This is a genomic window from Enterococcus sp. DIV0187, assembly GCF_051713785.1.
GTDB lineage: Bacteria > Bacillota > Bacilli > Lactobacillales > Enterococcaceae > Enterococcus_A > Enterococcus_A avium.
In genome coordinates, this window is the sequence record NZ_JBIOQO010000001.1 from 678,149 (window position 1) to 699,248 (window position 21,100).

The window sequence follows — 21,100 nt, forward strand, 5'->3', positions numbered from 1 at the left end:
TATAGTAAGGATGAAAATTAAATTAATTGTTAGGTGAGGCTCCTATACGGACACAGGCTACTGCCCAAAAATGTCGAGAGACGCCAATGGGTATAACAGGGATTATCGTGAAGGTGATTCATAACGTAGCTGACAGATTCTGTCTACGCCCTATAGTGCTAAAGCTCGACGATGAACATGAATGAAACTTTCGCGCGTGCTCATTTTCGAGTGCGCGCTTTATTTGTGTCCTAAAGCGCCTAGACAGTTAACGAAATGAAAGGATGTGAGGAAGATGGATTATGAAGATAGTCGACCGAAAAGTAATTACTCGCGGACGACTGCGGTTGTCCTGAATTTTAGGAGGAACCATTATGATGAACAAAAAAAGCCTTCTTGCTCGCAAAGTCAACAAAGACCAAGAGCTAAAGAAATTAGCGATTTTATCTGATCGTGATCTTTTTCTAAACCTGAGAACCTCTTTACAGGGATTATCTGAAGAAGATGCACAAAGCCGATTGGAAGAATATGGTCCAAATGAAGTCTCAGCACAGAAGCCAACACCAGGAATTTTGCTGTTTTTACAAGCATTTAATGATCCGTTCGTGTATGTCTTAGCTGCATTAGCAATTGTTTCCTTATTAACCAATGACATAGAAGCGGCGGTTGTTATGACGATCATGATTTTGGCTAGTGTGCTGATTACCTTTATTCAAGAATACCGTTCGCAAAAGGCAAGCATCGAATTAAAGGAAATGATCGAAAATACTGCGGCAATTACCCGTAATGGAGAAACGAAAGAAATTCCGATGGATGAAGTCGTCCCTGGTGATATTTTGACGTTAGCAACTGGTGATATGATTCCAGCAGATGCCGTATTGATTTGGACAAAAGACCTTTTTGTTAACCAATCGTCGTTAACAGGAGAATCGATGCCTGTTGAAAAATTTCTAGTAAAAGACAAGGAATTGACGGAAGAAGCCACAGCATTAGACTTAACAAATCTGGTTTTTATGGGAACGGATGTGCTAAGTGGTCAAGGAAAAGCCATTATTTTAAAAACGGGTCAGCAAACATTTTTCGGAGATATCGCCAAAAATGCCACATCCAAACGGGGGAAAACGTCATTTGATTTAGGATTAGCTAGAGTCAGCAAATTATTACTGCGAATGGTTATGATTCTTTTTCCATTAGTTTTTCTGATAAACGGCTTAACGAAGGGTGATTGGAGCAGTGCCTTCTTCTTCGCCATTGCAGTTGCAGTCGGCTTGACGCCTGAAATGCTGCCGATGATTGTGAGCTCTAACTTGGCAAAAGGAGCATTGACATTATCGAAACACAAAGTGATTGTGAAAGAGTTGGCTTCAATCCAAAATCTAGGTGGAATGGATGTCCTCTGTACAGATAAAACTGGGACAATTACGGAAGATCGAGTTGTTTTGGTTCAACATTTGGATCCTTTAGGAAAGGAAAACGAGCAAGTATTAGACCTTGCATTCATGAATTCTACCTATCAAACGGGCTGGAAGAATTTGATGGATATTGCCGTAATCAATTATTTTGAAGAACAAGATCGACATTTGCCCTATCAAATGGTTCAAAAAATTGATGAGATTCCCTTTGATTTTTCTCGTCGCCGTTTAACTGTCGTGATGAAAACAGACGAGCATCAATTGATGATCACTAAGGGTGCGGTTGAAGAAATGGCAGCAATTTGTAAATATGTGGAGATTGATGGAGAGATTCTAGAGTTAACCCCAGAAATTCGCCAACAGCTACAAACCGTCAATGAAAAAATGAATCGTCAAGGCATGCGTGTCATTACAGTAGCTGTTCGTCGTGACGCTCATGATGAAGCCATCTATTCAACAGATGATGAAAAAGATATGACCTTGGTGGGCTTCATGGGCTTCCTTGATCCTGCCAAGGCATCAGCTAAACCAGCAATTAAATCCTTGCAGCAGCACGGAGTAGCGGTAAAAGTTCTAACAGGTGACAATGCGATCGTGGCACAAAAAGTTTGTCAGGATGTGGGAATCCCTGCAGATCAATATGTGTTAGGTAATCAAATCGATGAAATGTCAGACGATGAACTGTATCAAGCAGCTGAAACTACAAATCTGTTTGCAAAACTAAATCCGATGCAAAAATCACGAATCATTGAAGCTTTGCAAAATAAGGGACACACTGTTGGCTTTATGGGTGATGGCATCAATGATGCACCTGCTTTAAGAAAAGCAGATGTCGGAATTTCGGTTGATACAGCAGCCGACATCACAAAGGATGCTAGTTCCATTATTTTATTAGAAAAAAGCCTAGGCGTTCTAGAAAATGGTGTGATTGAAGGACGACGAGTATTCAGCAATATGATGAAATACATTAAGATCACCATCAGCTCAAATTTTGGGAATGTTTTCTCGATTCTAATTGCTAGTGCATTTCTACCATTTTTACCTATGCTATCACTTCAATTGTTATTGCAAAATTTAATTTATGATTTCGCTCAACTAACAATTCCATGGGACAATGTGGATGATGAAGAATTGCAGGTGCCAACAAAATGGGAAACAAAAGGGTTGTTAAAATTTACCCTGTGTATTGGACCTATCAGTTCTGTGTTTGATATCATTACGTTTTTAGTCATGTGGTTTGTATTCGGAGCGAATACGGTTGGTGCGCAAAATCTATTTCAAACAGGCTGGTTTATGATTGGATTAACCACACAAGCGTTGGTAGTTTTAATGGTAAGAACAAAGAAAATTCCTTTTATCCAAAGTCGTCCAGCTCCGCAGGTATTTGTCAGCTTATTAATGGCAGTAGTAGTAGGAGCATTAGTCGTACTAACACCGTTAGCTGAGCAATTTGATTTTGTTCATTTGCCAAATAGTTATTGGCTATGGTATGCAGGAATTGTTCTTGCTTACATGCTGGCAACACAATTAGGAAAAGTATTGTATATAAAAATTGCAAAAGAATGGATCTGAACTATAACAGAAGGACCTGTGTTGTCCTTCTGTTTCTTTTTTGTGAAAATACTTAACAAATTCCGGTCTAAACGTGTTGTTAATCCATCTATTTTAATCTTTTTTCTCCTTGATGATGAGGGGGATTATGGCAAATTTATGATTTTTCAAGATCACAAACTTACCTGTTCTAATCTAGATGTTTGTTATTATTAGAAAAAAGCTGCAGATGATTTCACAAGGTTGAAAAGTGAAACGCTTCAATTCGTTCAGAATTGCTGAGCAAGTTTGTTGTCAATTGAATACAAAAATGCTAATTTAGAGAAGAAGGAGCAATAGCAATAATACAGGTTGATTTGCTGTTGCACTGAAAACAAGATTTAATTTACTTAAGAGAGGAAAGTGTGACACCATGGCAGAAAAAGAGTTAACGATTGATTTTGAAGCCTTACTAAAAGATGTAAACGCGGATTTCCCCGTGTACCAGGCACTGGATGAAGATGGAAAGATTATTAATGAAAATCTCGTTCCAGAATTATCTGATGAAGAACTTGTTGAATTGATGACTTCAATGGTTTGGTCTCGTGTATTGGACCAACGTTCAACTGCATTGAATCGTCAAGGACGTTTAGGATTCTTCGCACCAACAGCTGGCCAGGAAGCTAGCCAATTAGCCAGTCAATTTGCGTTTGAAAAGGAAGACGTTTTACTACCGGGCTATCGTGATGTTCCACAATTGATTAAACATGGCTTGCCTTTAGCGGAAGCGTTCTTATGGTCACGCGGACATGTTGCCGGAAACAACTATCCTGCAGATTTACAGGCTTTACCTCCTCAAATCATTATCGGAGCTCAATATGTACAAGCTGCCGGTGTGGCATTAGGTTTGAAGAAACGTAATAGTAAAAATGTTGTCTTTACCTATACAGGCGATGGTGGTTCATCTCAGGGGGATTTCTACGAAGCGATCAACTTTGCTGGTGCCTATCATGCAAACGCTGTATTTTATATTCAAAATAATGGATTTGCGATTTCAACACCGCGTGAAAAGCAATCAGCAGCTAAAACGTTAGCACAAAAAGCAGTCGCTGCTGGAATTCCAGGTATTCAGGTTGATGGAATGGATCCTCTAGCTGTTTATTATGTCTCTAAAAAGGCACGTGAATGGGCAGCAAATGGCAATGGTCCAGTCTTAATCGAAACATTAACGTACCGTTACGGTCCACATACGTTATCTGGGGATGACCCAACACGTTACCGTTCAAAAGAAATGGACGACGAATGGACGAAAAAGGATCCATTAGTACGTTTCCGTAAATACTTAACGGAAAAAGGCTTATGGTCAGAAGAACAAGAAGAAAAAGTGATTGAAGCAACAAAAGAAGAAATCAAGCAGGCCATCACTGATGCTGACCGCGTACCTAAACAAAAGGTGTCTGATTTCTTGAAAAATATGTACGAAGTGCAACCACAAAACATTAAAGAACAAATTGAATTCTATGAAGCGAAGGAGTCGAAATAATCATGGCACAAAAAACGATGATCCAAGCAATTACAGATGCCTTAGCTCTGATGCTTGAAAAAGATAAAGAAGTTTTAATTTTCGGTGAAGACGTTGGTAAGAACGGCGGCGTATTCCGTGCCACTGAAGGTCTTCAAGAAAAATTCGGTGAAGATCAAGTTTTTGATACACCATTAGCTGAATCTGGTATTGCTGGACTTGCTTTTGGGTTAGCCTTGCAAGGCTTCCGACCTGTTCCTGAAATTCAATTCTTTGGTTTCGTATTCGAGGCAATGGATGAAATTGTTGGACAAATGGCTCGTACTCGTTACCGTATGGGAAATACAAGAAACTTACCGATCACGATTCGGGCACCATTTGGTGGCGGTGTGCATACACCTGAGCTTCATTCCGATAATTTAGAAGGATTAATGGCTCAATCTCCAGGCTTGCGCGTGGTGATTCCGTCAAATCCGTATGATGCAAAAGGTTTGTTGATTGCATCAATCCGTAACAATGACCCAGTAGTCTTTTTAGAACACATGAAATTGTATCGTTCATTCCGTGAAGAAGTTCCTGAAGGAATCTACGAAGTGCCATTGGATAAAGCGGCTGTTACAAAAGAAGGTTCTGATGTTTCAATCATCACTTACGGCGCAATGGTTCGTGAAGCGATCAAAGCAGCAGATAACTTAGCGAAAGAAAACATCAATGCAGAAATCATTGATTTGCGTACTGTTGCACCACTTGATGTTGAAACGATCATTAAGTCCGTTGAAAAAACTGGTCGTGTAGTCGTTGTTCAAGAAGCGCAAAAACAAGCAGGTGTTTCTGCACAAGTTATCTCAGAAATTTCTGAACGAGCTATTCTTTCACTAGAAGCACCGATCGGACGAGTTTCTGCTCCAGATACGATTTTCCCATTCGGACAAGCAGAAGGAATCTGGTTGCCAAATGCAGCAGATATTGAAGCAAAAGTAAAAGAAATCGTAGAATTTTAAATCTACGTTACAAACAGCAGACTTATTTTTTCGGATCTTAGAAAAAATAAATACATTAGTATAAGGAGCGAAAAAACATGGCTTACCAATTTAAATTGCCCGACATCGGTGAAGGCATTGCAGAAGGTGAGATCGTTAAATGGTTTGTCAAAGCTGGCGACACAATTAACGAAGATGATACTTTACTAGAAGTACAAAATGATAAATCAGTGGAAGAAATTCCATCACCTGTAACAGGAACAATCAAAAAAATTATCGTAGACGAAGGAACAGTAGCAAATGTTGGCGATGTTCTCGTTGAAATTGATGCACCAGGACATGAAGATAATGAAGGTGATTCAGGTGTAGCTGCTGAATCACAAACACCTGCTGCTCCGGCGGCTGAACCAACTACTGACAGCGATAAAGCTGAAAGCGACAGTTCCAATGCTGGCGGCGGAGTCTACCAATTCAAATTGCCAGATATTGGTGAAGGTATTGCAGAAGGCGAAATCGTTAAGTGGTTCGTGAAGTCTGGGGACAAGATCGAAGAAGACGACACGTTACTAGAAGTACAAAATGATAAATCAGTGGAAGAAATTCCATCACCTGTAACAGGAACAATCAAAAAGATCATCGTAGACGAAGGAACAGTAGCAAATGTTGGCGATGTCTTAGTAGAAATCGATGCACCTGGGCACAATGATTCTAGCGCATCTTCAAGTGAATCCTCTGCACCAGCAGAGGCAGCAAAAACAGAAGCAAAAGCGGATTCTTCAGTTGTTGAAGCAAGCAATCCAGACAAGCGCGTATTGGCGATGCCATCTGTTCGTCAATATGCACGTGAAAAGGATGTCGACATCACACAAGTAACTGCTACAGGTAAAGGCGGACGTATTACCAAAGAAGATATTGACACATTCGTTTCAGGTGGAGGACAAGCAGCACCAGCGAAATCAGAAGCTCAATCAACTGATACAGCAGCGTCCACTGCAAGTGCTCCAGCCGCAAAAACAGAAAAACCTGCGCAACCATTTACTTCTAACATGGGCGAAATGGAAACTCGTGAGAAGATGACACCAACACGTAAAGCAATTGCTAAAGCAATGGTAAATAGCAAACATACGGCACCACATGTAACCTTGCATGATGAAGTTGAAGTGTCTAAACTTTGGGATCATCGTAAGAAGTTCAAACAAGTGGCTTTGGACAATGGTACGAAATTAACCTTCTTGCCATATGTGGTTAAAGCATTGACTGCAACAGTCAAAAAATACCCAGTCTTGAATGCATCAATTGATGATGCTGCGCAAGAAATTGTGTATAAAAATTACTATAACATCGGTATCGCAACGGATACAGATCATGGCTTGTACGTACCAAACGTTAAAAATGCTGATACAAAAGGCATGTTCAAGATCGCCGATGAAATCAATGAAAAAGCTGCTTTGGCTCATGATGGAAAATTGGCTGCAGATGACATGCGTAATGGAACAATCACGATTTCTAATATCGGTTCCGTTGGCGGCGGCTGGTTCACTCCAGTAATCAACTACCCTGAAGTTGCCATTCTTGGTGTTGGAACGATTGCGCAACAGCCAATCGTGAACGATGAAGGCGAATTAGCGGTTGGTCGTGTAATGAAACTTTCATTAAGCTTCGATCATCGTATCGTCGATGGGGCGACAGCACAAAAAGCGATGAACAATATTAAACGTTTATTAGCTGATCCAGAATTACTATTAATGGAAGGATGATAAAATCATGGTAGTTGGAGATTTTGCCATTGAATTAGATACAGTTGTAATCGGTGCTGGACCTGGCGGCTATGTTGCCGCCATCCGTGCCGCAGAAATGGGACAAAAGGTAGCGATCATTGAGCGGGAATACATCGGCGGCGTTTGTTTAAATGTCGGCTGTGTTCCTTCAAAAGCATTGATTTCTGCTGGTCATCATTATCAAGATTCACTAGATTCCTCCATGTTTGGTGTAACTAGTGAAAATGTAAAGCTAGACTTTGCGAAAACCCAAGAGTGGAAAGAAAACGGCGTGGTTAATAAGTTAACGTCAGGTGTTAAATTCTTGTTGAAAAAACACAAAGTAGAAATCATTGAAGGGGAAGCTTTCTTTGTTGATGATAAAAACTTGCGTGTGATTCATCCAGATTCAGCCCAAACGTATTCTTTCAACAATGCCATCGTAGCGACGGGATCTCGTCCAATTGAGATTCCAGGCTTCAAATTTGGCGGACGTGTGATTGATTCTACTGGCGGATTGGCTTTAGAAGAAGTACCGGAAAAATTAGTCATCATCGGCGGTGGTGTAATTGGTGCCGAATTAGGCGGAGCTTATGCTAATTTAGGCGCTGAAGTGACGATTATCGAAGGGACGGCACAGATTTTACCGACCTACGAAAAAGACATGGTGCAGCTTGTTGAGAAAGATTTTAAAGAAAAGGGTATTAAAGCGGTTACCTCTGCGATGGCTCGCGAAGCGGTTGATAACGGCGACAGCGTAACCGTTCGTTATGAAGTTGATGGCAAGGAAGAAAGTGTCGATGCAGATTACGTGATGGTAACTGTAGGCCGTCGTCCAAATACGAATGACATGGGCTTAGAACAAGCAGGTGTCGAAATGACTGACCGTGGTTTGATCAAGGTAGACAAACAAGGTCGCACAAACGTACCAAGCATCTACGCAATCGGCGACATCGTTCCTGGTGCAGCTTTAGCTCATAAAGCCAGCTATGAAGCAAAAATTGCGGCTGAAGCCATTTCAGGCAAGAAAGTAGCCGTTGATTATAAAGCAATGCCCGCTGTAGCGTTTACTGATCCAGAATTGGCTACAGTAGGAATGACAATTAAAGAAGCCAAAGAAGCAGGACTTGAAGCGAAAGCCTTCAAATTCCCATTCTCTGGTAACGGTCGCGCCTTGTCATTAGGCAAGACAGAAGGCTTCATTCGTTTAGTAACTACCGTGGAAGACAATGTTATCATTGGTGGTCAAATCGCTGGTGTTGGAGCAAGTGATATGGTTTCAGAACTTGCTTTAGCGATTGAATCTGGTATGAATGCAGAAGATATCGCATTGACGATTCATCCGCATCCATCATTAGGCGAAATCGTGATGGACGCATCAGAATTAGCATTAGGCTTACCAATCCACATTTAAACGTTAAAACAAAGAGGTTGTGACAGAAGTGGTCAGCTTCAAGAAATAAGAAGGAATTTCTGAAAATTGTTTCTCAAATTTTAGTGAAATTCCGGCTTATTTCCGAATGCTAGTTCTGCTTAGTGAAACTTAGCAGTAACTGTATGCGGAGCTTGCGTAGAAGAAGCTACCTCTGGAACACCGTTTATTCGGAAAAAGGAGTTATGACAAGTCTTTTGTCACAGCTCCTTTTTTATAGCCTATTTAAGACTATATTTCTTCCTGAAGTTTAGACTGAATTATTGGAAAAACTGTTAAGCAGAATTGTCTGAAGTGACCTATAAAATAATTAAGCTGATTTTATTTCCCTCATTTAAACAATGGTTATTGTAGCCATTGCCCCCACTAGCCAATCAAGCTGAGAGATCATTGTGTTGGTTTGTTTCGAAACAGGCTCATTTTTGGCTTCTCTAATTTTTGCCTCAAGTATTTTTCGATTTTCTTTTTCAATGTACTTCTTCAAGATGCTCGATTTTTTAAGCAAAATAGCTAAGGTTAATCCGTCACGATCCAATGGATTCATGTTTTCTAAACGAAAGACCAATTTTGCGACTGTTTCTTCTTTAGCGATATAGGCAAGTGCATGCGAATCTTTTTTTATTGACACTTCTTCGGCTTCAATAAGTGAATCACGGATCTGGGAAACTAATTGTTTGATATCTTTTTCAAAGAATGTCGTACCGTACGCATTGGCAATAGCTTCGATGCGTTTCTTTTTTAGTCCCGTGATTTTTTCCAAAAGGCAGTCGAGGTATTGTAAATCTTCAGGCAGCTCATTTGATAGGAGAATCACTTCCTTATTATTTAATTCGAGTACATTCGCTTTTTGCAGATCCAGAAGACCTGCCATAACGAGGCACATACCAACGTAGTAATTGAGTGAAGAGATTTTTCCTTGGCGATTCATGGTAAAAAGCAGATACTGTTGAGATAAACTAAGGTTGTTCATTTTATTTGCTCCTTTATTCGTTTGACTAAAGTATAACTGTTCGTGAAAAAATCCGCCTTTTTAGAAACAATCTTTTCGATAATTTTATTTTCTTGTTGTTTTTTCATGGTATTCTAAGGTGGTAGAAACAATTGTTTCGTTCAACTAATTTTATGAGCTGCTGAATTGTCAACTTCATTGCTTTAGCGCGTCGGTAAAAGGGAGAATGATTTAGATAATAGAATTTTTTATATCCATTCATTGACGCGAATCTGACAAAGGAGGATGAAAAATAGTGACGGGAAAATTTTTTCAAGAATTTCGAGAAAAGAAAAATCAATCGATTATGAACACTTCCGAGGGAATCGTGACGCCGCAATTTTTACGAAAATACGAACGGGAAAATGGAGATATTCGATTTTCTAATTTGCTTCAATTATTAGGTCGGTTAAATATAACGTTCGATGAGTTTGTTTTTGAAATTGACGATAGCATGGATGTTTGGTTGTATAAAATCGAGGAAGAGATTGATCAAGCTTATCATGCCGGAAATTCTTTTTTATTAAAAAAATTCGTGGAAAATCAAGAAAAATTGTATCGGCAAACTAACGAAGAACGATTTCTTTTTGCTGCACTTATTGGAAAACGATTTTACAATTATATATTCTTGCCTAGTTATACAGTTGATTTAGCACCGATCGCTGACTATTTGAGGGAAACCGAAACCTGGGGGAAGTTCGAGTTCTTTTTGATTACCTATAACGGGGATCTTTTTAAACCAGAGGAAGCTTATTTTTATACCAGGCGCTTAGTCAAGCAGTATGACGGCAGCTTTGAAATGCGAAAGTGGCGTTATGATGCCCTGCTTCATCTAACACGTTATTTGATTGAGGAGAATTATTTGGATCAGGCGGAAAAAATTCTTTCAGAATATATGGAAAAAATAACGCCGAATCGTGATTTAAAGTATATTCACCATGATTTATACGCGAAGTTTGTTTATGGTTTGCTGCTGGTTAAAAAGAAGAACCCCAAAGGACAGCGGCAATGTGAACGGATTATCGACATTTTTGTAGAAGATTGTGGTTATGTGAATTACGGTAATCGACTAAATATTCTTTATCAGTCAACGCTTGCAAAGGTTAAAGAAGCATAATAATGATGTATAAGGATATCAGTTAAATTATCTCAGCAAAAATATGTTTTAAAGAATGGAGTTAAAAGATGAATAATTCACTTGGCTTCAGCGCTTCAAAATCAGGAGAAATTATTTTGAACCCGATTTTCGTTGCAAGTTTGATAAAAACATTCATATCAGGCTCGTTTCTTCGCGTTTTTTTAATTGTATTTTATTAGATGACGGTGAGATTTATATTGGTGATGATATTCTTTTTGGACCATGTGCAGGAAATCATGCGATTATATCATGCGATCATCCAGAAGAACGAATGACAGGGAGCTATTCCAAAAAAGTCGTGATTGAAGACAATGTTTGGATAGGTGCGAATGTCACGTTTGGTAAAAATACGATCATCGGCTCAGGGAGTGTCGTGACTAAAAATATTCCAGAAAATGTTATTGCGGTTGTAAATCCTTGGAGTGTTTTAAGAGAAATTGCTGAAGAAGATAAGATTATCTCTTTATAAGAAATTCGTTTCAGAGAAGCTTTAAATAAAAGCTTTTGATTTTCTATGGTAAACTATTTCCGAATGGAGTGTGAATCAATGGCAAATTATGGTTACCCAATTGATGAGGATTGGACACACGAGGAGATTGTGACAGTCATCAATTTTCTGAATCTTGTTGAAGCAGCGAATGAATCTGGTATTGAGACAGAAGCTTTTTTGACTGGATATAAAAAATTCAAAACAGTTATAAAAAGTATCGGTGAGGAAAAGCGGATCGGGCGCGAATTCCAAGAAGTCAGTGGTTATTCTTTATATCGAACATTACAAAAGGCGAAAGCTGCGACAACTAAACGATTTAAGATGTAGGAGGACTAAAATGGAACAAGAAATCATTAGCTGGATTTATGAAGCAGCAGAAAGAATTAAGGCGGGATTAGGCGATGCCTTAAAGGTTGATCAAAAAAGCGGACGTACTGATCTAGTTACGAACGTTGATAAGGAGACGCAGGATTTTATCGTCAGCAAAATCAAGGCCTTTGATCCAGAAGCAAAAATTTTAGGTGAGGAAAATGGTCAGGATGAGACTCCGATCGACCATGGCCGGGTGTTCGTTATTGATCCGATTGACGGAACGTTGAACTTTGTGATGCAGCAAGAAAATTTCTGTATCATGATCGCGGTTTACGAAGAAGGTGTCGGACAGCTAGGCTTTATCTATGATGTCATGAGAGATGAGCTTTTTTGGGGCGGTCCAAAGGTAGGAAAAGTCTTCTATAATAATGAAGAGCTTTCTGCGCCAGAGAACAAATCCTTAAATCAAGGTCTGCTTGGCATGAATCTAGCTCTGTATCGTAAAAATATCTATCATGCACAGGAAATCGGAAATCAATCCATGGGAGTACGGGTCTTAGGATGCGCGGGATTAGATTTTATCGCGATTTTAAAAGGAACTCAGATCGGCTATGTCAGTTCTTTGAGTCCATGGGATTATGCGGCGGGTAAAATCATGATGGAGCTATTGGGAATGCTGACATGCGGAGCAGACCAAAAGCCATTAAGCTTCAAAGGTCGTGAGTTCTTTATCGGTGCTACGCAAGCGGCGATGCAGGAAATTCAAGCGTTTGATGAAGAGAAAAATTAAGAAAAAGACTTTTTCTGAAAAAATGAAAATGTTTTACTAACACTCTTAATGATTTTCTGTTATAATTGTCAATCGAGTGAGTCTCGCGTTACAAGAAAAGGAGCAATTAAAATTGAATTACAGAGAAGATATCCGCAACGTGGCAATTATCGCCCACGTCGACCATGGTAAAACAACACTAGTTGATGAAATGCTTAAACAATCAGATACCCTTGATAGCCACGTTAACTTACAAGAACGGGCAATGGATTCAAATGCATTAGAAAAAGAACGTGGAATCACGATCTTAGCGAAAAATACAGCTGTAAACTACAAAGACTACAAAATCAACATCATGGATACACCTGGACACGCCGATTTTGGTGGAGAAGTAGAACGTATCATGAAAATGGTTGATGGTGTATTGTTAGTTGTAGATGCTTATGAAGGCACAATGCCGCAAACACGTTTTGTATTGAAAAAAGCGTTAGAACAACATTTGACACCAATTGTTGTGGTGAATAAAATCGATAAACCATCTGCTCGTCCAGAAGAAGTTGTCGATGAAGTGTTAGAATTATTTATCGAATTAGGTGCAGACGATGATCAATTAGATTTTCCAGTAATCTATGCTTCAGCAATCAACGGAACTTCTAGCTTATCAGATAATCCTGAAGAACAAGAACCAACAATGGCTCCTGTATTCGATACCATTATTGAAAAAATTCCTGCTCCCGTTGACAACAGCGATGAGCCATTGCAATTCCAAGTTTCTCTACTAGATTATAATGATTATGTAGGCCGTATCGGTATCGGTCGTATTTTCCGCGGAAAAATGAAGGTTGGCGACCAAGTTTCGGTTATGAAGCTTGACGGTTCGATTAAAAATTTCCGTGTAACGAAAATCTTTGGTTTCTTTGGTTTGCAACGTTTAGAAGTCCAAGAAGCAAAGGCTGGCGATTTGATTGCTGTTTCTGGGATGGAGGATATCTTCGTCGGGGAAACAGTGACACCTGTTGACCATCAAGAAGCATTACCAATCTTGCATATTGATGAACCAACATTACAAATGACTTTCTTAGTGAATAATTCACCGTTTGCCGGACGTGAGGGGAAATATGTAACGTCTCGTAAAATCGAAGAACGCTTGATGTCAGAACTACACACAGACGTTTCATTGCGGGTTGAAAACACTGATTCACCAGATGCGTGGACTGTTTCAGGTCGTGGTGAATTGCACTTGTCAATTCTGATCGAAAACATGCGTCGTGAAGGGTACGAATTACAGGTTTCACGTCCAGAGGTAATCGAAAGAGTTGTTGATGGTGTGAAATGCGAACCATTTGAACGAGTTCAAATTGATACTCCAGAAGAATACATGGGCAGCGTAATCGAAGCTCTTGGTCAACGTAAAGCAGAAATGCAAGACATGATTCATTCAGGAAATGGTCAAGTTCGTTTAGTTTTCTTAGCTCCAGCTCGCGGTTTGATCGGATTTACAACAGAATTCTTATCAATGACTCGTGGCTACGGTATTATGAACCATACCTTTGATCAATATTTACCCTTGATTCAAGGCGTTATCGGTGGTCGTCGTAACGGTGCATTAGTTTCTGTAGATAACGGAAAAGCAACGATGTACTCAATCATGAGTGTCGAAGAACGCGGAACGGTCTTCGTTGAACCTGGTACTGAAATTTATGAAGGTATGATCGTCGGCGAAAACAGCCGTGATAAAGACCTAGGCGTAAATATCACGAAAGCTAAACAAATGACAAACGTTCGTTCAGCAACGAAGGACCAAACGTCAGTCATTAAAAAGCCACGTATCTTAACATTGGAAGAATCTTTAGAATTCTTGAATGATGATGAATACTGTGAAATCACACCAGAAACGATTCGTCTACGTAAACAAATTCTAAACAAATCTGAACGTGAAAAAGCAGCGAAGAAACGTAAATTAGCTGTTGAATAAGTAAATGATTGAAGGCTGCGCTTTTTAGCGTGGTCTTTTTTTGTTAAAAACTCGTTATTTTAGAGAGTCGAAATGGTCATAGATAGGTTTTAAACGCTAGTGTTTAAGTGTTTTGAAAACAAAAACTTAATAAATCATCTTAAAGTGGGATTATTTCTATATTTTTCAAAAAAAGTTGATATTGAAAGAATTTCAAAAAAGGATTATGTTTTGCTCAGGGACAAAAAAGCATTGTTTTGGGTTTCAAGTTGGTGATTGGGTGTCACCAGATTCGGATTTAGTGGGTTAAAAAAGGAGTTACAAGTATTATTTTGAAAAAGGAGATAAATCAATGAAAAATTATGGCTTAAGTGAGTCTCAGCTATTCACTTTAACACGTAAGAATTTAGAAAAACGTATTAGTCAGTATTATCGTGACACGAATGATGGCGATGGCGCGCTCGAATGTTTGATAGCGCTTCAAGTACGAGAAGAATTAACAGAGGCGGATTTCGCTTTTGTACTAGCCGATCTTGTGTGTCACATTTTTATGCGGACACGTTCGAATCGTTCACTGCGCCGCTACTATCTGTTTTTTACAGAATACTTCGAGAAGAAGGAATGGCGCTTATTAGAAATCAAATTGTTTCCAGCAAAGACCTATGTTGTGGAAAAGCTGAAGACCTTGTTTACACAATTTATTAAAGAACCTTTGGCAGGATTGGTCGGCTCATGACGAGAACTTGCGGAGAAAATGGAGAAAATAGCGAGATGAAAGAAACTAGAAAGGACTAAAAACATGCAAACAACCTATACATTAGCAGCAGAATTCGGCAAAAGCGATGGCAAATCCCATCGACTGCGCATAAAGGATGTTGATTTATCCAAATCAGCAGAAGAGATCAAAGCTTCATTAACAAAATTGACGAAACTAAAACTATTTGAAAAAAATGGCGTTGAATTATTTCAGGAAGTCCGCCATGCCAAAATCATCAAAAAAACAGAAAGAACCATTTTTAATGATGGAAAAGCTGCCAAAAAATCAGCACAGTCTCAAACGGACCAAACAGCAGCTGTCCAAACAATGGAAGAACCAATAAAACAGGCGAAGACACCTGATAATAATCGAGAAGTTCCGGAAACGATTCGGATTCCGGAGGATTTAACCATTACCGAAGAATGGCCGCAGCCGAATCGCTTCGTCCAAACAATTGAGCTGCCAAGTGGCTACCATTCGTGGGATTTAAATGAGAGTCAAGCATTCATGCTGATCAATGCGTGTTTTCCCGCGGGAATCGAACCATTGACTATCGAGGCAGACGATCAATCCGTCCCAGCGAAGCTGATTGTCACCGGAAAACGTACGAAAGAGGCTCCACAGGAAACGATCGTCGCTGCGGTGAACAAGGAATCTCCACCTGCAAAACCTAAGAAAAAACGAAAGCGGTTACTCGAGCGAATCCGTAAACGAGAGTAATCATTGTGTTCAGCTCATCAAAAAATCCAACGTTGGTATGAGGTGGATGATAACTTGCATCTTTTCATACAAATAGAATTTTTAGCCTGCTAACCAGCGGGCTATTTGTCGTGGAGAATCAAGCTTCCGAAAGAAATAATTGAGAATTTTTTTTAATCCTACTAAGAAAATATGAACGGGTAAAATGATAAAAAACTGTTATGTTTCATATTGCTTATTTGTTTCACAAGAGGAAAACAAAAAAGAATTGATTTTTCGCGTTTTTCGCTTAAGTTTTTAGTTTGTAATCTTTATGTAATATTAGATTGGCTGTGTAAAACTCAAAATCCGAACAAAGAGTTTAGAAAAAGCTTAGTCTCACTTATTTTTTTCCTTTTTAAAATTTTTCTATGTTATAATGTTGAATCAAGATAGGAGGGAAGCAAAATGGAAAATATTTCTTCTGATTTTGCCATTAAAGTATTACAAGAGGATGCTGACCGAATCAAATTGTTGATTCGCAATCAAACAAATAGCCTTTGTATCTCTCAATGTAAAGCCTTCGAGGAAGTCGTTGATACACAAATGTATGGCTTTTCCCGTCAGGTCTTCTTTGCTGAAAAGGTTGGTATATTAAAGCGAGGAGAAGGACAGAAGATGCTTAGTGAATTGGAAGCAGAGCTGAATCGTTTATATACGGAATTGTACGAGAATCGTCAAGATATGACGGATGCCGGCTGGGAGGCTTAACTCTTGCCTAAGAAGATAAAGAAACGTCATTTTTTAGACTATAGTATTTTGATACCTTATTTAATTTTGACTGTGATCGGTTTGATTTTTGTTTATAGTTCAACTTCCTATTTATTGATTACGAATAATGCGAACCCGACAAGTCTGGTAATGAACCAAGGGATTTTCTGGGTATTAAGTTTAGTTGTGATTAGTTTGATGTACAAGATGAAGACAGACGTGCTGAAAAGTCAGCAGCTGATCATTTTTGTTACGTATTTGATCTTTATATTACTGATTGTCGTTCTTTTTTTTGGTGATGAACGAAATGGGGCCAAAGGCTGGATCGATATCGGGGGCTTCACTATGCAGCCAGCTGAATACTTGAAGATCATGGTCATTTGGTATCTTTCATATATTTTATCGAAGCGTCAGGAAACGATTCAAGACAATTTCATCAATGATATGAAACGCCCATTGATCTTAGTTTTTGCTATGATCTTTTTAGTAGCTATTCAACCCGATATGGGGAATGCAGCTATCATCACTTTATTGGCCTTGATTTTGTTATTAGCCAGTGGAGTCAACTGGGTTTACAGCTTAATTATTGGTGGTGTTGGGATTACCGGAAGTTTTCTAGTCATCGAATTTTTAACTCATTTTGGTGATAAGGTTCTTCCTGGGAAATTAAAATACATTGCCAGTCGATTTGAAAGCTTCAAAAATCCATTCAAATTCGAGTTGGATACCGGTCATCAAATGGTCAACGGCTATTATGCGATGTTTAATGGTGGTTGGTTTGGCCGTGGTCTTGGTAATAGTATTGAGAAAAAAGGTTTTTTAAGTGAAGCTCATACTGACTTTATCTTTTCTATTGTAATAGAAGAAGTTGGTTTGATCGGCGCTTTTGTTATATTAGCAATTTTGATTTTTATGATCGCACGAATTTACTTGGTTGGAATTCGTTCGAAGAAGCCTTTCAATTCTTTGATTTGTATTGGAATTGGAAGTTTGTTGTTATTACAAGTTTTTATTAATCTTGGTGGTATTTTGGGAATTATTCCTTTGACTGGGATCACGTTCCCGTTTTTGAGTCAAGGAGGAAATAGCTTACTCGTGTTGTCAGTGGGCGTAGCATTTGCATTGAATATCAGTGCGGATGAAAAACGAACGAAGCTTGCGATCGAGTATGAATACTTAAAAAGTCAGGAGTGAAGTGCATGAAAAAGGTATTGGTAGCAAATAGAGGAGAAATTGCAACGCGGGTCTTTCGCGCGTGTAGCGAATTAAACATTAAAACGGTGGCGATCTTCGCAGAAGAGGATCAATATTCGGTCCATCGCTTTAAATCAGATGAGGCATATTTAGTCGGTAAAGGGAAAAAACCGATTGATGCTTATCTAGATATTGAGGATATTATCCGAGTAGCGAAAGAAGCAAAGGTGGATGCCATTCACCCAGGCTATGGCTTCCTTTCAGAAAACTTGGAGTTCGCGAAACGTTGTCGTGAGGAGGGACTTATTTTTGTTGGTCCTGAGTTGCATCATTTAGATATTTTCGGCGATAAAATCAAAGCGAAGACGGCTGCATTAGAGGCTGGAATTCCGTCAATTCCTGGTTCTGATGGTCCGGTGGACACGATTGAGGGCGTCTTGGAATTTGCTGAATCACATGGTTATCCGATCATGATCAAGGCAGCGCTAGGCGGCGGTGGTCGCGGGATGCGCGTGGCTCATGATGAAAAAGAGGCTCGCGAAGGCTATGATCGTGCTAAAAGTGAAGCGAAAGCAGCTTTTGGGAATGATGAAATCTACGTTGAAAAATATGTTGCCAATCCTAAACATATTGAAGTTCAAATTTTAGGGGATACTCATGGAAATGTTTTGCATTTATTTGAACGTGATTGCTCGGTACAACGCCGTCATCAAAAGGTTGTCGAAGTAGCACCATGTATCTCCTTGAACACCGAACAGCGAGAAAAAATCTGCCAAGCGGCTGTTCAATTAATGAAGCACGTTGGCTATGTCAATGCTGGAACGGTTGAATTCTTAGTTGAAGGCGATAACTTCTACTTTATTGAAGTAAATCCGCGGGTCCAAGTTGAACATACGATTACTGAATTAATTACCGGAGTGGATATCGTTACTTCGCAATTGATGATCGCACAAGGGAAAGACTTGCATAAAGAAATCGGCTTGCCTAAACAAGAGGATGTCCAAATGTCTGGTGCGGCGATCCAATGTCGTGTGACGACTGAAGATCCTTTGAATGGCTTTATGCCGGATACTGGGAAAATTGATACGTATCGCTCACCAGGTGGTTTTGGAGTGCGTTTAGACGTGGGAAATGCCTATGCTGGAGCAACAGTGACGCCATACTTTGATTCTTTATTAGTAAAAGTATGTACCCATGCCTTGAACTTCGATCAAGCAATCGAAAAAATGCAACGTTGTTTAATTGAGTTCCGGATTCGTGGAGTGAAGACCAATATTCCTTTCATGCACAATGTGATTAGCCATCCTGTTTTTCAAAGTGGTGACGCGAAGACGACCTTTATTGATAATACGCCTGAATTATTTGAGTTTCCACGCGTTCGTGACCGTGGAAATAAAACGATGCGCTATATTTCTGAAATTACAGTTAACGGGTTTCCTGGAATCGAAAAACAAGAAAAACGCTATTTTGAAACACCACGGGCACCAAAAATTGAGAAAAGAGAAATCGTTACTGCGAAAAATATCTTGGATCAATCTGGTCCAGAAGCAGTTGCTAAATGGGTCAAAGAACAAGATTCTGTCTTATTAACGGATACAACTTTCCGAGATGCCCATCAAAGCTTATTAGCTACGCGAGTTCGTACACATGACCTTCTAAATGTAGCTCAAGCGACGGGAGAAGGTATTCCTGAATTGTTCTCAAGCGAGATGTGGGGCGGGGCGACTTTTGACGTTGCTTATCGCTTCTTGACGGAAGATCCTTGGAAGCGTCTGAAATTATTACGTAAAGCAATGCCGAATACATTGCTGCAAATGCTGTTCCGTGGCTCAAATGCAGTCGGCTATTCTAATTATCCAGACAATGTATTAGAAGAATTTATTAAAGAAGCGGCTCATAACGGCATAGATGTTTTCCGTATCTTTGATAGCTTAAACTGGGTTCCGCAAATGGAAAAAAGCATTCAATATGTTCGGGATGCGGGCAAAATCGCTGAAGCAGCGATTTGTTATACGGGTGATATCCTAGATCCTAACCGTACGAAGTATAACGTTGACTACTATAAAGGTATGGCGAAGGAATTGGAATCAATCGGTGCTCATATGATTGCAATCAAGGATATGGCTGGTCTATTGAAACCGCAGGCTGCCTTCCGTTTAATCAGTGAGCTGAAAGAAACAACTGATTTACCGATTCATCTGCATACACATGATACTTCTGGAAATGGACTTATTACACTTTCTGCGGCTGTTAAGGCGGGAGTGGATGTTGTTGACGTTGCAACCAGCGCGATGAGCGGAGCAACCAGTCAGCCAAGTATGAGCAGTTTGTATTTCGCTCTGCAATACGGAGATCGTACGCCTGAGTTAAATTTAAAGAACGTTCGTCAAATCAATCATTATTGGGAAGACGTTCGTCCCTACTATGCAAGCTTTGAAAATGGTATTATGGCTGCTCAAACAGAAGTTTATAATCATGAAATGCCTGGTGGACAATACTCAAATCTGCAACAGCAAGCTAAAGCTGTCGGTTTAGGCGATAAATGGGATGAGATCAAAGAAATGTACCAAACTGTTAATTTGATGTTTGGTGATATTGTAAAAGTTACGCCGTCTTCCAAAGTGGTTGGTGACATGGCATTATTTATGGTGCAAAACGAGCTGACAGAAGAAGATATCTATGATCATGGAGATGAGTTAAGTTATCCTGAGTCAGTTGTCAGCTTCTTCCAAGGGGAACTTGGTCAACCTGTTGGCGGCTTCCCTGAAAAACTGCAGCGCATCATTTTACAAGGGCGTCCAGCAATGCAAGAACGCCCGGGAAAATTTGCTGAACCTGTGAACTTTGAAAAAGTGAAGCAAGAATTACAAGAGTTAATCGGCTTTGAGCCAAGTAAGACAGATGTATTAAGTTATCTAATGTATCCGCAGGTCTTCTTGGATTATCAAAAATCCTATGGACAATTTGCAGATGTTACGTTGTTAGATACACCGACGTTCTTTACTGGCATGCGTCTTGGTGAAACAATCAATGTTCAAATTGAAAAAGGGAAAACACTGATTATTCGTTTAGATGAAATCGGAGAAGCAGATGTAGAAGGAAATCGGACACTCTTCTTCAACTTAAACGGTCAACGTCGTGAAATTCTTGTTAAGGATGCGTCAATCAAGAGTGCCGTCCAAACGAAACGTAAAGTTGAACCAACAAATCGTGAACAAATCGGCGCGACAATGACCGGATCGGTCTTGAAGGTCTTAGTGAAAAAAGGCGATCATGTTGAGAAGGGTCAACCATTGCTGATTACCGAAGCGATGAAGATGGAGACTTCCATTGATGCACGTTTTGCAGGCGAGGTATCACATTTATACGTTGAAGAGGGCGAAAGCATTTCTTCCGGCGATTTATTAATTGAAGTAAAAGAAAAATAAGCAGTATCA

General features: G+C 39.6%; 16 protein-coding genes and 1 riboswitch. Of the genes, 15 read left to right on the plus strand and 1 reads right to left on the minus strand.

Going from position 1 to position 21,100, the window contains the following annotated elements; translation table 11 throughout:
• Nucleotides 1-18 precede the first annotated feature (18 nt).
• Nucleotides 19-184, plus strand: a riboswitch (M-box (ykoK) riboswitch).
• Between the two features lie 172 nt (nucleotides 185-356).
• From mgtA to lpdA, 5 genes are all read left to right on the plus strand, one after another.
• Entirely contained in the window at nucleotides 357-2,963 is a 2,607-nt protein-coding gene (gene mgtA / locus IGI52_RS03335) for a magnesium-translocating P-type ATPase (RefSeq protein ID WP_438782223.1), read from the plus strand.
• Between the two features lie 391 nt (nucleotides 2,964-3,354).
• Complete coding sequence (pdhA, locus tag IGI52_RS03340; RefSeq protein ID WP_016180321.1) at nucleotides 3,355-4,464, plus strand: pyruvate dehydrogenase (acetyl-transferring) E1 component subunit alpha; 1,110 nt, start codon at nucleotides 3,355-3,357, stop codon at nucleotides 4,462-4,464.
• Between the two features lie 2 nt (nucleotides 4,465-4,466).
• Nucleotides 4,467-5,444, plus strand: a complete 978-nt coding sequence (locus tag IGI52_RS03345; protein ID WP_016180320.1) for an alpha-ketoacid dehydrogenase subunit beta — start codon at nucleotides 4,467-4,469, stop codon at nucleotides 5,442-5,444.
• Nucleotides 5,445-5,521: 77 nt separating this feature from the next.
• Nucleotides 5,522-7,180 carry a dihydrolipoyllysine-residue acetyltransferase gene (locus IGI52_RS03350; RefSeq protein WP_127979045.1) on the plus strand — a complete coding sequence of 553 codons (1,659 nt, stop codon included), beginning with the start codon at nucleotides 5,522-5,524 and terminating at the stop codon, nucleotides 7,178-7,180.
• Between the two features lie 7 nt (nucleotides 7,181-7,187).
• Nucleotides 7,188-8,594, plus strand: coding sequence for a dihydrolipoyl dehydrogenase (gene lpdA / locus IGI52_RS03355; RefSeq protein ID WP_438780490.1), 1,407 nt, complete (start codon nucleotides 7,188-7,190; stop codon nucleotides 8,592-8,594).
• A 352-nt stretch (nucleotides 8,595-8,946) separates the two neighbouring features.
• Here lpdA and IGI52_RS03360 read toward each other — a convergent pair whose 3' ends face one another.
• Nucleotides 8,947-9,582 (minus strand): GPP34 family phosphoprotein, encoded by a 636-nt coding sequence (locus IGI52_RS03360; protein WP_016180317.1) that lies wholly within the window; start codon nucleotides 9,580-9,582, stop codon nucleotides 8,947-8,949.
• Between the two features lie 274 nt (nucleotides 9,583-9,856).
• Here IGI52_RS03360 and IGI52_RS03365 point away from each other — a divergent pair, with 274 nt between their 5' ends.
• From IGI52_RS03365 to IGI52_RS03410, 10 genes are all read left to right on the plus strand, one after another.
• Nucleotides 9,857-10,717, plus strand: coding sequence for an Rgg/GadR/MutR family transcriptional regulator (locus IGI52_RS03365; RefSeq protein ID WP_016180316.1), 861 nt, complete (start codon nucleotides 9,857-9,859; stop codon nucleotides 10,715-10,717).
• 292 nt (nucleotides 10,718-11,009) lie between these two features.
• On the plus strand, nucleotides 11,010-11,207 hold the full coding sequence (locus IGI52_RS03370; RefSeq protein ID WP_137439944.1) for a hypothetical protein: 198 nt from the start codon (nucleotides 11,010-11,012) through the stop codon (nucleotides 11,205-11,207).
• A 78-nt stretch (nucleotides 11,208-11,285) separates the two neighbouring features.
• On the plus strand, nucleotides 11,286-11,555 hold the full coding sequence (locus IGI52_RS03375) for a UPF0223 family protein (protein ID WP_016180314.1): 270 nt from the start codon (nucleotides 11,286-11,288) through the stop codon (nucleotides 11,553-11,555).
• A gap of 10 nt (nucleotides 11,556-11,565) precedes the next feature.
• Nucleotides 11,566-12,330 (plus strand): inositol monophosphatase family protein, encoded by a 765-nt coding sequence (locus IGI52_RS03380; RefSeq protein ID WP_016180313.1) that lies wholly within the window; start codon nucleotides 11,566-11,568, stop codon nucleotides 12,328-12,330.
• Between the two features lie 112 nt (nucleotides 12,331-12,442).
• Nucleotides 12,443-14,284 (plus strand): translational GTPase TypA, encoded by a 1,842-nt coding sequence (typA, locus tag IGI52_RS03385; RefSeq protein ID WP_016180312.1) that lies wholly within the window; start codon nucleotides 12,443-12,445, stop codon nucleotides 14,282-14,284.
• Nucleotides 14,285-14,615: 331 nt separating this feature from the next.
• Nucleotides 14,616-14,999, plus strand: a complete 384-nt coding sequence (locus IGI52_RS03390) for a hypothetical protein (RefSeq protein ID WP_438780491.1) — start codon at nucleotides 14,616-14,618, stop codon at nucleotides 14,997-14,999.
• A gap of 63 nt (nucleotides 15,000-15,062) precedes the next feature.
• Nucleotides 15,063-15,740, plus strand: coding sequence for a DUF2922 family protein (locus IGI52_RS03395; protein WP_438780492.1), 678 nt, complete (start codon nucleotides 15,063-15,065; stop codon nucleotides 15,738-15,740).
• Nucleotides 15,741-16,166: 426 nt separating this feature from the next.
• Nucleotides 16,167-16,469, plus strand: a complete 303-nt coding sequence (locus tag IGI52_RS03400; RefSeq protein WP_016180309.1) for a DUF1507 family protein — start codon at nucleotides 16,167-16,169, stop codon at nucleotides 16,467-16,469.
• Between the two features lie 3 nt (nucleotides 16,470-16,472).
• A complete protein-coding gene (locus IGI52_RS03405) occupies nucleotides 16,473-17,663 on the plus strand; it encodes an FtsW/RodA/SpoVE family cell cycle protein (RefSeq protein WP_016180308.1) in 1,191 nt (396 codons plus the stop codon).
• A gap of 5 nt (nucleotides 17,664-17,668) precedes the next feature.
• Nucleotides 17,669-21,091: a pyruvate carboxylase gene (locus IGI52_RS03410; protein WP_438780493.1), complete on the plus strand. Its 3,423-nt coding sequence runs from the start codon at nucleotides 17,669-17,671 to the stop codon at nucleotides 21,089-21,091.
• Nucleotides 21,092-21,100 lie beyond the last annotated feature (9 nt).

Bases quoted from the DNA above. Each gene is read 5' to 3' on its own strand.
- mgtA (WP_438782223.1), top strand. From the start codon at position 357: ATGAACAAAAAAAGCCTTCTTGCTCGCAAAGTCAACAAAGACCAAGAG.
- pdhA (WP_016180321.1), top strand. From the start codon at position 3,355: ATGGCAGAAAAAGAGTTAACGATTGATTTTGAAGCCTTACTAAAAGAT.
- IGI52_RS03345 (WP_016180320.1), top strand. From the start codon at position 4,467: ATGGCACAAAAAACGATGATCCAAGCAATTACAGATGCCTTAGCTCTG.
- IGI52_RS03350 (WP_127979045.1), top strand. From the start codon at position 5,522: ATGGCTTACCAATTTAAATTGCCCGACATCGGTGAAGGCATTGCAGAA.
- lpdA (WP_438780490.1), top strand. From the start codon at position 7,188: ATGGTAGTTGGAGATTTTGCCATTGAATTAGATACAGTTGTAATCGGT.
- IGI52_RS03360 (WP_016180317.1), bottom strand. From the start codon at position 9,582: ATGAACAACCTTAGTTTATCTCAACAGTATCTGCTTTTTACCATGAAT.
- IGI52_RS03370 (WP_137439944.1), top strand. From the start codon at position 11,010: ATGACAGGGAGCTATTCCAAAAAAGTCGTGATTGAAGACAATGTTTGG.
- IGI52_RS03375 (WP_016180314.1), top strand. From the start codon at position 11,286: ATGGCAAATTATGGTTACCCAATTGATGAGGATTGGACACACGAGGAG.
- IGI52_RS03380 (WP_016180313.1), top strand. From the start codon at position 11,566: ATGGAACAAGAAATCATTAGCTGGATTTATGAAGCAGCAGAAAGAATT.
- IGI52_RS03390 (WP_438780491.1), top strand. From the start codon at position 14,616: ATGAAAAATTATGGCTTAAGTGAGTCTCAGCTATTCACTTTAACACGT.
- IGI52_RS03395 (WP_438780492.1), top strand. From the start codon at position 15,063: ATGCAAACAACCTATACATTAGCAGCAGAATTCGGCAAAAGCGATGGC.
- IGI52_RS03400 (WP_016180309.1), top strand. From the start codon at position 16,167: ATGGAAAATATTTCTTCTGATTTTGCCATTAAAGTATTACAAGAGGAT.
- IGI52_RS03410 (WP_438780493.1), top strand. From the start codon at position 17,669: ATGAAAAAGGTATTGGTAGCAAATAGAGGAGAAATTGCAACGCGGGTC.